Below are 12,443 nucleotides of genomic sequence, written 5' to 3'. Positions count from 1 at the left end.
CCTGACGTTGACGGAAAGCTATTCAATGATGACGAGCGGCTCGCCGAATTCGACGGGCTGGCCGTCCTCGACGAGGATCTGCGTCACGGTGCCCGCGCGCGGCGACGGGATCTGGTTCATCGTCTTCATCGCCTCGATGATCAGAAGCGTCTGGCCGGCCGTGACCTTGGTGCCGACTTCAATGAACGGCTTGGCGCCCGGCTCGGGCGCCCAATAGGCGGTGCCGACCATCGGCGAGGGAACGGCGCCCGGGTGCTTTGCCAGGTCGGTCGCAGCCGCAACGGCGGCAGCCGGCGCGGTGACAACAGCCGGCGCGGCAACCGCGTGTACGCCAGCGGGCACGGATGCCGCGATGCTGATGTTGCGCGCGACACGGACGCGCAGGCCGGCGCGCTCGATCTCGATCTCGGTGAGGTTGGTCTCGGCAAGCAGCAGCGCGAGCTCGCGAATGAGGACGCTGTCGTCGTTCTTCGACTCGCTCTTGGACTTTACGGCTGATTTGTCGTCTGGCTGGCGCGCCATGTTGTTTGATCCGAAATCTCTGTCTGGTGACGGGGAACGTCAGGATTGACGATTAAGTCTTTGCCTTTGCACCGATCTTGGCACCGATTTTGGTGGCAAGGCCGATGATCCCAAGCCGGTAGCCGTCGATGCCGAAGCCGCAAAGTGACGCGAAGGCGGCTTTAGCAGTGAACGAGTGGTCCCGGAAGCTCTCGCGGGCGTGGATGTTGCTGACATGAACTTCGACGGCGGGAATCCTGACCGCAACCAGCGCGTCATGCAGCGCGATCGAGGTATGGGAGTAGCCGCCGGCATTGATGATGATGCCGACCGCCTTCTTGGCGTGGGCCTCATGGATGAAGTCGATCAGTTCGCCCTCGCGGTTGGACTGCCGGCAGTCGGCGGTCAGGGCGAACTGGCGTGCCGTGTCCACGCACAGCTTCTCGACATCGGCGAGGGTGGCGTGGCCGTAGGTCTCCGGCTCGCGCGTCCCCAACAGGTTGAGGTTCGGGCCGTTCAGCACATAGATCGTTCCGGCAGCAGCCATTCCAGAGGTTCCGGCGAAGGGGAAAGTGGGCCGGGTTATAGGTAACAACCGGCCGCAGGGGAAGCCTTTAGGTGAAATCGGAAGGTCTTCAACTGCTTCCCTCGGCCTGTTAGATAGCTGCCGTAACCTACGGAAATTGCTGGTTAACCAAATCTCGTGGAAGGCGCTCCTCGGCTGTGCTCCGGTCAGCCATCCACCGGCGACTGCGGGGTGCGCGGATGCAAAACCCCGCCCCTGAGGGGCGGGGTTGAGAGTGCGGCGAGGGCCCCGTCGCGGCACCCTCGCGTCGAGGCCAACTTAGCCCTCGATGATGTAGACGATCTCATGGGTCTCCGGCTGCACGATGATGTAGCGGCCCTTGACCAGGATGAAGTCGTAACCACGCCACTGCGGATAGATCGTCACGACCCGTTCCGGCAGCGGATAGAAGTGAACGTCAGCCGGGACGCGGGTGCCCACCGAAACGTTGAAGTTCACGTTGGTGGTTTCGGTGACGTGCTCCGACTTGATCGCGGTCGAGATCTGGGTGCGCTTCTCGGCCGGCGGAGCCGCGGTGGCCGACGTCGCCGCGTTGCCGGTCGTGGTCTGCGGCCGGCTGGTATCGGTCGCGCCCTTCTGCGTCTCCATGCCTTTCTGCTCGGTTGCCCCCTTCTGGGTCTCCATACCCTTCTGGGTGTCCATCCCCTTCTTCTCCATGGCGCCGCTCTTCTCGCGGCTTTCGGTGCCGCTGCTCTTCTCGCGGGATTCGCCGACGGTGCCGCTCTTGCCCCGCTCCTCAGCCTTCATGTCCTTGGACTTCTGGCCCGGTGCGGTGTCCTGCGCGTTCTTGCCGCTGGCGCCCGGCTGTCCCTTCTCGGATTCCATACCCTTCGTGCCCGGGGATTGCCCCGTCGTGGAATGCTCGGAACCCTTCATGCCGCTCTTGTCGTGCTGCATCGTGCCCGACGACGCGCCACCAGATGGTTCAGAGTGCTGCATGGTCGCGCCGCCGCCGGCGCCGGTTTCCTTGTTGGCGCCGCCTGCGCCCTGTGCATTCGCAAAGCCGGTACCAGCGATCAGGGCTGCCGCAGCGACCGAAATCAGAAAGCGTTTAGACATCGAAATTCCTCCTCGTTTTTTCAGCATTGCCCGCGCCGACAACGGGAGAGGATGTGCGATGTTCCTGTTGATTTGCGGTTCCCCGCGGTTTGTATCTTATGTGAATGCGCGATGAATGCGCGCTTCAACCGCAGGCCCAGTCGAACTCCATGCTCGCAAGATCGAGCTGGCCGTTGCCGCCGCCGAAATTGAAACCGCCGAAATGCTCTTCGATCTCGAGATAGGTCGCGCTGTATTTCGGCGTCCATTGATTAGGAAACATCGTGCCGCCGAGATGGTTACGACCGTGCAACCGGTCGAGGCCTCGCGCAGTGCCGTCCTCGCTATAGGGCGCGATGTAGTCGCCGAGCTCGCCCTTGTGCAGCAGATGATCGCGCGGCGGCTTGCCGACATTGGGATCGTCCTCGCGCGGCGCGAGCGCGATGCCGTAGGCATGGTGTCCGTTCGCGGGGACGCGGCCGAACAGGCGGTACCAGTATGTCTTCTCCAGCTCGTCGATGCGACTGGTGCGGCCGACGTTGACGTCGAACGCCGTGCGCGCGGCGCCCTTCAAGAGCCAGCGCGGAGGCGAATTGGTTTCCAGTAGCGGATTGCCGGCAAGCTCCGGCGGCTGGCAGAGCGGTCCGGAGAACTCGGCCTCGGTGAGCCAGATCGCTGCGAAATTGTGATCGATGATGTCCTTCATCCGGAATTCCATCGGATGACGGTGCTGTCGATATGCGAAGTACGGCAACAGATTTGGATCGGACGGACGCGCGATGGTCTCTGCCGCAAGATATTGCGCGACGGCGTCGATCTCGACGGGTTCGTCATATTGCTGATCGGCGAACATCGCGAGCGCGACATAGGCATCGCCCTTGGCGAGATACTCCGCCGGGACGCGCAGCGTGAAGCAGTGCTGCATCGGAAACCCGTCATGGGGACTGAGCGGCCATTGCTCGCTGCGAATGCCGGGCGGCAGGCCGTAGCACCAGCCGTGATCATGGTCGGAGCCGCGTTGCGGCGCCGTCTTCAGGAGCGTGAGGTCGTAGCCAAGGGTTGGCGGGGCCAGGGGCATCGCGGGCGGCTTCCATTGTTGGTGTCGGCCCTTGGTTGCGGCCAGCGCGGACGTGGTTCGGTGCTGCAATAAAAAAAATCCGGCTGCCTGGCAGCCGGATTTCGCTGATTGAACGAGCGCCGTCGAAGGACGATCAGCAGGTCGCCTTGCCGCAGCGGGCAATGCCGATCTTCTCCTTGAGACCTTCGACGCCGACCGCGCCGATCACGACCTGCTTGCCGATCACGTAGCTCGGCGTGCCGTTCATGCCCATGGATTCGGCGAGGCGGAAGTTCTCCTCGATGGTCGCCTTGACCTCGGGGCTCGCCATGTCCTTCTCGATCTTGGTCATGTCGAGACCGACTTCCTTGGCGACCGCAAGGGCGCGCGCCTTGTCGGCGGCGCCGCGGCCGCCCAAGAGCTTCTGGTGAAACTCGAGATACTTCTTGCCGGTCGGATCCTGCATGCGCACGGCGACCGCGACCTGCGCGGCCTCGACCGAGCCCTGGCTCAGCACCGGGAATTCCTTCAGCACGACCTTCAGCTTCGGATCCGACTTCATCAGGTCGAGCATGTCGGACATCGCGCGCTTGCAGTAGCCGCAATTGTAATCGAAGAACTCGACGAAGGTGACGTCGCCGTCCTTGTTGCCGATCATGACGCCACGCGGCGAATTGAAGATCGTGTCGGCGTTCTTGGCGACGCTCTGCTCATGCTTCTCGGCTTCGGCGGCGGCCTGCCGCTTGCTGAGCTCGTTCATCGCCTCTTCGAGCACCTCGGGATGCGCGATCAGGTAGTTGCGCACGATGGTCTCGATGTCGCCGCGCTGGGTGTCGTTGAAGCTCTGCGCGGACGCCGTCAGCGGCGCGGCGCAAATGCCGAGCGCGAGCAGGGCAGGGGCAAGAAAACGAAGCGCTGGCATGGACAAAATCCTTGTTCGAGGTGGCCCGAAATACGGCAGCGCCGTGGGCCGGTTTCGGTGATCGTTGTATGGAACTACGGTTTATTTCTAGTTGTTTTTCTGACCCGGCATCGGCTTGGCGCTCACAATGTCGTCAGCTTTGACCCAGCCGGGCGTGCCGATCGCGAACCGCGTCTTGGCGCGCGACGCCAGCTCCCGAGCGGTCTTGGCGTCGCCACGGAGATAGGCGGCCTGTGCCGAGGCGAGGTCGGCCTGAGCATAGTCGCCCTTGCGGCCATAGGCCATCGCGAGCTGGGTGTAGCCGAGCGGCGCCTCGGGCTCGCGCGCCACCGCAGCGCGCAGCATGTTGATCGCCTCGTCGGTGGTGGCCTTGTTGTCGGAGGCGACCAGCGCCTGGCCGAGCAGCATCTCGATCAGCGGCGAATTGTTGGATAGCTGCACCGCGCGGCGTAGCGGCGCGATGGCCTCAGCCGGGCGGCCGCCTTCGAGCAGGGCCTGGCCGCGCAGTTCGTAGAAATAGGGATTGTTGGGCTGGACCTGGATCAAGCCGTCGATCTGCGCGATCGCCGAGCGCAGGTCGCCGTGCAGGTAGGTCGTGATTGCGCGGGCATAGCGCGCCGGCAGGCTGGTGTTGGACAACGGATAGCGGCGGTAGACCGTGTCCTGCCGCTCCATGAAGCCCGAGATCTTGGCGCGCATCATGTCGTGACGCAGCTGCAGCGCCGGATCGTCCTTCTTGTCCCAATAGGGGCTCGAGCGCGCCAGTTCCTCCAGCGCGGAGACGCGATCGACCGGCATCGGATGCGATTGCAGATAGGGGTCGGCGCCGCGCGCGGCGAACAGGCTCTCGTCGGTGAAGCGCTTGAACGTCTCGTACATGCCCCGGGCCGACTGGCCGGTCGCAGTGAGGAACTTGACGCCGGCGCGGTCGGCGTTTTCTTCCTGCTGGCGCTGGTAGGACAGCAGCGTGCGCTGAATGACCGATTGCGGCGCCGAGATCGCTGCCGCGCCGGCGCTGGACAGGCCGTTGCCGGCGCCCCGGCCGCCGGCACCGGCGGCGAGCGCGCCGACGCCGAGCAGCATCGCGATGATCATCTGGGTCTGCGCTTGCGCCAATTGCTCGCGCATCTTGGCAAGATGGCCGCCGGCCAGATGGCCCGTCTCGTGCGCCAGCACGCCGATGATCTGGTTCGGCGTCTCCGATTGCAGCAGTGCGCCGTAATTGACGAAGATGCGGCGGCCGTCGGCGACGAAGGCGTTGAACGAGCCGTCGTTGATGATCACGATCTGGATGTTCTGCTTCTCCAGACCGGCAGCGCGCAGGATCGGCCTGGTGTATTCGCGTAGCAGCTGCTCGGACTCGGTGTCGCGCAGCACCGGCGGTCCCTTCTGCTGGGCCCGCGCAGGGACAACGGGTCCAACGGCGAGCGCAACCGCGGTCAGCAAGGCGGTCAGCTTGAAGGCAGTCAGCTTGATAGTCTTGGTGCGCAGCGTGAGGCGGAACAGCATGGGCGATCTATCGGCAATGACGGGCCGGCCGGAGCAAACGCGGGTTCCGGCGCCGACCGGATCATGCGCGTGGCGCAGTCTGTTGTTTTTGCAGTTCTTCTTCACGCGAACCGGGTATTCACTTGGGGTATTCACCTGGCCTGAAAGCGTTATAAGGAGCCACCGAATGCGGCCAGTCTGGGGCGGTCGCAGATCACGGGAACCCAAATCCGGCCGCGGCCGTGCAATAGCAGAAATCCATGCGTGAAGCGACACCGAGAGATCGTCTGAACAGCTTGTTGACAGCGTCCGGGCGGAGCGATGTTCCCCCGTTCATGGTGATGGACGTGATGGCCGCCGCAGCGCGAATCGAGGCCGCCGGCGGCCATGTCATCCATATGGAGGTGGGGCAGCCCGCCGAGGGCGCGCCGAAGCAGGCGATCGCGGCCGCGCAGGCTGCGCTTGCTACCGGGCGGATCGACTACACCTCCGCGCTCGGGATTCCCTCGCTGCGCGCGCGCATCGCCCGGCATTACCGCGACACGTATGGCTGCGCGGTCGATGCGGAGCGCATCATCGTCACGACCGGCTCGTCCGGCGGGTTCATCCTGGCGTTCCTTGCGATGTTCGAGCCGGGCGACCGGGTCGCGGTCACCGTGCCGGGCTATCCGCCGTACCGGCACATCCTGACTGCGCTCGGCTGCGAGCCGGTGTTGATCGAGACCTCCGGCGACACCCGCCATGCCCTCACCGGCGAGGCGCTCTTGGCCGCCCATCGCAAGGCGCCGCTGAAGGGCGTGCTGGTCGGCAGCCCCGCCAACCCGACCGGCACCATGATGTCGCGCGAGGCGCTGTCGAGCCTGATGGCGGCCGCGGACAGCGCGGGAATCCGCTTCATCTCCGACGAGATCTATCACGGGCTCGATTACGCGTTTCCCGCGGTGACCGCGGCCGAGCTGTCGCCGAACGCGCTCGTGATCAACTCGTTCTCAAAATACTTCTGCATGACCGGCTGGCGCGTCGGCTGGATGGTGGTGCCCGACGTGCTGGTGCGGCCGATCGAGCGGCTACAGCAGAACCTCTCGATCTCGGTGCCGACCCTGTCGCAGATCGCCGCCGAAGCGGCCTTCGACGGCCGCGAGGAGATGGAGGCGATCAAGCGCGGCTATCAGGAGAACCGCCGCATCCTGATCGAGGGCCTGCCGAAGGCCGGATTGACCAAGTTCCTGCCGGCCGACGGCGCATTCTATCTCTATGCCGACGTCTCCGACTTCACCTCCGACAGCTTCGCCTTTGCCAGCGAGATGCTCGAGAAGGCGCATGTCGCAGCGACCCCGGGCGTCGATTTCGATCCGATCCACGGCCGCGCCTTCATCCGATTTTCCTATGCGCGTTCCGGGGCGGAGATGCAGGAAGCAGTTGCGCGGATCGCGCATTGGCTTAAATAGCCCGCAATCTTCAAGAGCCCTCCGCCTTGTCGGCTAGATTGGTTTCGCAAGCGCCCTGCCGTGTTTCGGCGGCGCGGGACGCGACAGATCGCCGCGGATAAACGGCAGGGCCCACACAGTTCCATTTGACTTGAACGGCCAAGTTGATCTTGGCTATTTCCGCCATTTCTGAGGGGGAGTGACACATGGCAACGGCAACCGTTGCCACGGCTTCACCGGCGCCTGCCGGTAGCAAGCCGTGGTACAAGATTCTCTATGTCCAGGTCCTGATCGCGATCGTGCTCGGCGCGCTGGTTGGCGCGTTCTGGCCGCAGCTTGCCACCAACGAGTGGATCAAGGCGCTCGGTGACGGCTTCATCAAGCTGATCAAGATGGTGATCGCGCCGATCATCTTCTGCACGGTGGTCTCGGGCATCGCGCATATACAAGATGCCAAGAAGGTCGGCCGCATCGGCGTCAAGGCGCTGGTCTATTTCGAAGTCGTCTCGACCTTCGCGCTGGTGATCGGATTGCTGATCGGCAATCTGGTGAAGCCGGGCGCGGGCTTCGGCAGCGCGGCGGCGAATGCGCAGGCGGTCGCCAATTATGCCAAGCAGGCCGAGGCGCAGAAGAGCGTCGACTTCGTGCTGCATATCATTCCGGACACCGTGGTCGGCGCCTTCGCGCAGGGCGAGATCCTGCAGGTGCTGCTGTTCTCGGTGCTGTTCGGCTTTGCGATCATGGGGCTCGGCGAGCGCGGCCACACCATCCGCTCGTTCATCGACGATGCCGCGCATGCGGTGTTCGGCGTGATCTCGATCGTGATGCGGGCGGCGCCGATCGGCGCGTTCGGCGCGATGGCCTTCACCATCGGCAAGTTCGGCACCGGCGCGATCCTCAACCTGATGGGGCTGATCGCGACGTTCTATCTGACCGCCGCGCTGTTCGTGTTCGTGGTGCTCGGCATCATCGCGCGGATCGCGGGCTTCTCGATCTTCAAGTTCCTGGCCTATATCAAGGACGAGCTCCTGATCGTGCTCGGCACCTCGTCCTCCGAGAGCGCGCTGCCGTCATTGATGGAGAAGCTCGAACGTCTCGGCTGCTCGAAATCGGTGGTCGGTCTCGTGGTGCCCACGGGCTACTCGTTCAACCTCGACGGCACCAACATCTACATGACGCTGGCGACGTTGTTCATCGCGCAGGCGCTGGGTTACGACCTCACGTTCAGTCAGCAGCTCACGATCCTGGTCGTGGCGATGCTGACCTCGAAGGGCGCGTCCGGCATCACCGGCGCGGGCTTCATCACGCTGGCCGCGACGCTTGCGGTGGTCGATCCGCGGCTGGTGCCGGGCATGGCGATCGTGCTCGGCATCGACAAGTTCATGAGCGAGTGCCGCGCGCTGACCAATCTGTGCGGCAACGGCGTCGCCTGCGTGATCGTCGCCTGGTGGGAAGGCGAGCTCGACCGCGACAAGCTCAATGCCAATCTCTCAAGGCAGATCGATCCGACCGACATGGAGACCGCGCTTACGACGGACTAAATCCACGCTCTGGTTCAGAAGCGGTCCAACCGATACGGCGAGGTATCCACCGAGGATGCCTCGCCGTTCATCGTTTCGGCCAGCACACGCGCCGTCGCGGGGCCGAGCGTGAAGCCCTGATGGCCGTGACCGAAATTGACCCACAGCCCGCGATGGCGCGGCGCAGGCCCGAGCACCGGCAGCATGTCGGTGGTGCAGGGGCGGGTGCCGAACCACGGCTCGGGCTCGACCCGGCTGCCGATCTCGATCAACTCGCGCGCGGCAGCTTCCGCGTAACCGAGCTGAATCGGCGTCGCCGGCGCGTCCGGACTGGTCAGCTCCGCGCCGGTGGTGATGCGGATGCCCTTGGCCATCGGCGCCATCGCATATCCGTTCGCAGTGTCGACCAAGGGCAGGTCGAGCGAGCGGCCGCCCTGATAGTGCATGTGGTAGCCGCGCTTGCGCACCAGCGGAATCCGGTAACCGAACTTGCGCAGCAATTGCGGCGACCACGGCCCTAGCGTGACGACGACGTTGGCGGCATCGATCCGGCCGCCCGTGGTGTCGACCGACCAGCCGGACGTCGTCTGCGTCAGCGTCTGTGCATCGCCGTGCAGCAGCGTCCCGCCGAGACGCTCGAACAATCCAGCATAGGCGGAGACGAGACCGCCGGGGTCTGACACGGTCCATGGCCCGAGCCAGTGAATGGCGCCGGGCAGGTCGTCGCGCAGCAAGGGCTCCGCCTTGGCGAGTGCCTTGCCGTCAAGCACGCGAAACTGGACGCCGAAGTCGCGCTGGTTCTCTTCTGCGACCGCGATCGCCTGCTCCAGCGCTGCCGGGTCGCGATGCAGCAGGCGATAGCCGGCGCGGCGGATCAGATTATCGGCGTGCGCGTCGCGGATCAGCGTGTCGTGCTCCGCGGTGGCGTAGGCGATCAGGCGCGCCCAGGCGAGGGTGGCTTCGCGGTGCCGCTCCGGCGTCGAGTTCCACCAGTAGCGCAGCAGCGGACCGGCGTGCTGCGGCAGCGAGGCCAGGCGATAGCGCACGTCGTTGGTGCGTCCCATCGCGATCCTCGCAAGCGTCGCCGGATCGCGCGGCATCGGATAGGGCCGCACCGCCTCGCTCTGAATGATCCCGGCATTGCCGTAGCTGGTTTCGCGGCCCGGTTCCTTGCGATCGACGAGCGTCACTGACCAGCCGCGACGTTGCAGGTGCAGCGCCGTGCTGACGCCAACCATGCCGCCGCCAAGAACGATCGCGCTTTGCATTGCCTCCGTCTCCGTCAGGCTCCGTACGCCTGACGAACGGATGGCCTGTCCAATAAAAACGCCCGGCGTGAACCGGGCGTTTTGACTTGCGGGTTGCGCTAGTTGCCGCCGCCGAAGCGGCGCGACCACCAGCCCTTGCGGGCCGGCGCCTCGGCCGCAGCGGGCTCCGGCGCAGAAACTGCAGGTTCAGGGGCGGGGGCAGTTTGCTCCGCCGGGCTCTGAACCAGCGCCGGTGCCTCGGGTTGCGGGCTCGACGCGAAGCTGACCTTTTCGCGCACCGTCGATCGGCGGCGCTGCGCGCGGTCGCTTTCGGCGGCCGTGTCCTCAGCGGCAGGCGCTGCCACGGTTTCCGGCTCGGGCACTGCGATCGCCTCGACAGGTGCGGCCTCGACCGGCTGCCATTCCGCCGGCTGCTCGACCAGCTCGGGCTGCGCGAGCGAGGGCGCCGGCTCGGTGTCATGGCTGTCGAAATCGGCGACCGCATCGCTGGCCTCGGGCGTTGCCGCCGGGCTCAACTCGTCGGAGATCGATCCAGCAAGACCGTCATCCGGTCCGCCGCCGCCGCGCCGGCGGCGGCCGCCACGGCGTCCACGGCGGCGCGGACGGCGATCGCCGTTGGCGGCCTGGTCGTCGCGGGCTGCGCCCTGCGCCTCGTCGCCTTCTTCCTCATCGCTTTCGGCATCGGAGGCGGGTACCGCCTCGGCGCCTTCGGGCAGGACATGCATCAGATCGCCGTCCTCGCGCGGCTGCTGAGCGCCGTCACGCGCCTCGCCACCACCGCGGCCGCGGCGCCGACGGCGGCGCTTGCGGCGCTGGCCGTCGCCTTCACCCTCGGCGGCGCTTGCGTCTTCGCCAGCCGCCCGGTCATCGACCAGGCCTTCGGTCTCGTCGGTCTCGACCTCGGCCTCGTATTCGAACAGTTCTTCCTCGTCATCGACCTCTTCCGCCTGCGACGGCGCGGAGGCAGCCTGCGCCGCGAGCAGCGCCTTGGCGGCTTCGAGCGTATGCACCTGCTCGCCGCGATCGATGATGTAGGATTGCTGGCCGTGCACCGTGGCGTCGGCGACGATCGACAGCGAGACGCGGAAGGAGTCTTCGAGGTCGCGCAGATGGCCGCGCTTGTGGTTGAGCACGTAGAGCGCGACGTCGGTGCGGGTGCGGACCACCAGATTGTGGGTCGCGCCCTTCATCAGGATTTCCTCGATGCCGCGCAGCAGTTGCAGCGCCACCGACGAGACCGAACGGACGTGGCCGGAACCGCCGCATTGCGGGCAGGGCTCGGTCGAGCTCTCCAGCACGCTGGCGCGGATGCGCTGGCGCGACATTTCCAGGAGGCCGAAATGCGAGATGCGGCCGACCTGGATCCGCGCGCGGTCCTGGCGCAGGCAGTCGGACAGCTTGCGCTCGACCGCGCGGTTGTTGCGCTTCTCGTCCATGTCGATGAAGTCGATGACGATCAGGCCCGCGAGGTCACGCAGGCGCAGCTGCCGCGCGACCTCTTCCGCGGCTTCCAGATTGGTCTTGAGCGCGGTGTCCTCGATATGGTGCTCGCGCGTGGCGCGGCCGGAGTTGACGTCGATCGAGACCAGCGCCTCGGTCTGGTTGATGACGATGTAGCCGCCGGAGCGCAGCTGCACGGTCGGCGAGAACATCGCGTCGAGCTGGCTTTCGACGCCCATGCGCGAGAACAGCGGCTGGCCGTCGCGATACTGCTTCACCGCGCGCACGTTGGCCGGCATCAGCATCTTCATGAAGTCGCGCGCTTCGCGGTAGCCGGCTTCGCCCGCCACCTGGATCTCGTCGATCTCCTTGTTGTAGAGGTCGCGCAGCGAGCGCTTGATCAGCGAGCCTTCTTCATAGACCAAGGTCGGCGCCTGCGACTTCAGCGTCAGGTCGCGCACCGTCTCCCACATCCGGATCAGGTACTCGAAATCGCGCTTGATCTCCGGCTTGCTGCGCGAGGCGCCGGCGGTGCGCAGGATGATCCCCATGCCCTCGGGCACGTCGAGATCCTGCACCACTTCCTTCAGCCGGGAGCGGTCCTGGGCCGAGGTGATCTTGCGGCTGATGCCGCCGCCACGCGCGGTGTTGGGCATCAGCACGGCGTAGCGGCCGGCGAGCGACAGATAGGTGGTCAGCGCGGCGCCCTTGTTGCCGCGCTCTTCCTTGACGACCTGCACCAGCATCACCTGCCGGCGCTTGATCACTTCCTGGATCTTGTACTGGCGGCGCGGGCGGAACGGGCGCTCCGGAACCTCCTCGAGCACGTCGTCGCCGCCGACGGACTCGACGACATCCTCTTCTTCGCCTTCCTCGCCGTCATCCTCGTCGTCATCTTCGCCGGCCTCATCGCCAGGTACGGCCTCGGGCGCGGCCACTTCCGCGAACGGGGCGTATTCGGCGACCGCATGCTCATCGGCCACGGCGTGGACTTCGTCGCCAGCCACATGCGGCGCGTCGTCGGCATGCGCGGCGTTTTCCTCGACCTGCTCCTCATGGGCCCGCTCGGGCTCATGATTGACCTCGGCGGGCTCGAAGGTCTCCGGCGCGGCTGACGCAATGGAGGCTTCGACCACCGCGACGACGGGGTCGGACGGGGCGTCGGCGGCCGGCGCCTCGCCCACGACGGGAGCGTG

10 protein-coding genes are annotated in these 12,443 nt (G+C 65.7%); 2 read left to right on the top strand and 8 right to left on the bottom strand.

Features of this window, described 5'->3' with window-relative positions; translation table 11 throughout:
* Positions 1–18: 18 nt before the first annotated feature.
* The 6 genes from accB to QMZ05_RS23700 form a co-directional block, all read right to left on the bottom strand.
* Positions 19–522, bottom strand: coding sequence for an acetyl-CoA carboxylase biotin carboxyl carrier protein (gene accB / locus QMZ05_RS23725; protein ID WP_353702929.1), 504 nt, complete (start codon positions 520–522; stop codon positions 19–21).
* A 52-nt stretch (positions 523–574) separates the two neighbouring features.
* Positions 575–1,048, bottom strand: a complete 474-nt coding sequence (gene aroQ / locus QMZ05_RS23720; RefSeq protein WP_353702928.1) for a type II 3-dehydroquinate dehydratase — start codon at positions 1,046–1,048, stop codon at positions 575–577.
* Positions 1,049–1,345: 297 nt separating this feature from the next.
* The gene (locus tag QMZ05_RS23715; RefSeq protein ID WP_353702927.1) at positions 1,346–2,146 is read right to left on the bottom strand and encodes a DUF1236 domain-containing protein; all 801 of its coding nucleotides are present in this window, start codon (positions 2,144–2,146) and stop codon (positions 1,346–1,348) included.
* Between the two features lie 124 nt (positions 2,147–2,270).
* Positions 2,271–3,203 carry a hypothetical protein gene (locus tag QMZ05_RS23710; protein ID WP_353702926.1) on the bottom strand — a complete coding sequence of 311 codons (933 nt, stop codon included), beginning with the start codon at positions 3,201–3,203 and terminating at the stop codon, positions 2,271–2,273.
* Positions 3,204–3,336: 133 nt separating this feature from the next.
* Complete coding sequence (locus QMZ05_RS23705; RefSeq protein ID WP_353702925.1) at positions 3,337–4,104, bottom strand: DsbA family protein; 768 nt, start codon at positions 4,102–4,104, stop codon at positions 3,337–3,339.
* An 87-nt stretch (positions 4,105–4,191) separates the two neighbouring features.
* Positions 4,192–5,613, bottom strand: coding sequence for a M48 family metalloprotease (locus QMZ05_RS23700; protein WP_353702924.1), 1,422 nt, complete (start codon positions 5,611–5,613; stop codon positions 4,192–4,194).
* A 239-nt stretch (positions 5,614–5,852) separates the two neighbouring features.
* Between QMZ05_RS23700 and QMZ05_RS23695 the strand changes: the two genes are divergently transcribed.
* Together QMZ05_RS23695 and QMZ05_RS23690 are read left to right on the top strand one after the other, a co-directional pair.
* Positions 5,853–7,040 carry an aminotransferase class I/II-fold pyridoxal phosphate-dependent enzyme gene (locus QMZ05_RS23695; protein WP_353702923.1) on the top strand — a complete coding sequence of 396 codons (1,188 nt, stop codon included), beginning with the start codon at positions 5,853–5,855 and terminating at the stop codon, positions 7,038–7,040.
* 185 nt (positions 7,041–7,225) lie between these two features.
* Positions 7,226–8,560 (top strand): dicarboxylate/amino acid:cation symporter, encoded by a 1,335-nt coding sequence (locus QMZ05_RS23690; RefSeq protein ID WP_353702922.1) that lies wholly within the window; start codon positions 7,226–7,228, stop codon positions 8,558–8,560.
* A 14-nt stretch (positions 8,561–8,574) separates the two neighbouring features.
* Here QMZ05_RS23690 and QMZ05_RS23685 read toward each other — a convergent pair whose 3' ends face one another.
* Positions 8,575–9,807, bottom strand: coding sequence for an FAD-binding oxidoreductase (locus tag QMZ05_RS23685; RefSeq protein WP_353702921.1), 1,233 nt, complete (start codon positions 9,805–9,807; stop codon positions 8,575–8,577).
* A gap of 98 nt (positions 9,808–9,905) precedes the next feature.
* The gene (locus QMZ05_RS23680) at positions 9,906–12,383 is read right to left on the bottom strand and encodes an Rne/Rng family ribonuclease (protein ID WP_353702942.1); all 2,478 of its coding nucleotides are present in this window, start codon (positions 12,381–12,383) and stop codon (positions 9,906–9,908) included.
* Positions 12,384–12,443: the final 60 nt, after the last annotated feature.

Origin of the sequence: Bradyrhizobium sp. INPA03-11B (genome assembly GCF_040446015.1) — a bacterium.
Lineage (GTDB): Bacteria > Pseudomonadota > Alphaproteobacteria > Rhizobiales > Xanthobacteraceae > Bradyrhizobium > Bradyrhizobium macuxiense_A.
The sequence above is the reverse complement of the archived record's forward strand: the minus strand, read 5'-3'. Positions and strand labels throughout refer to the sequence as shown.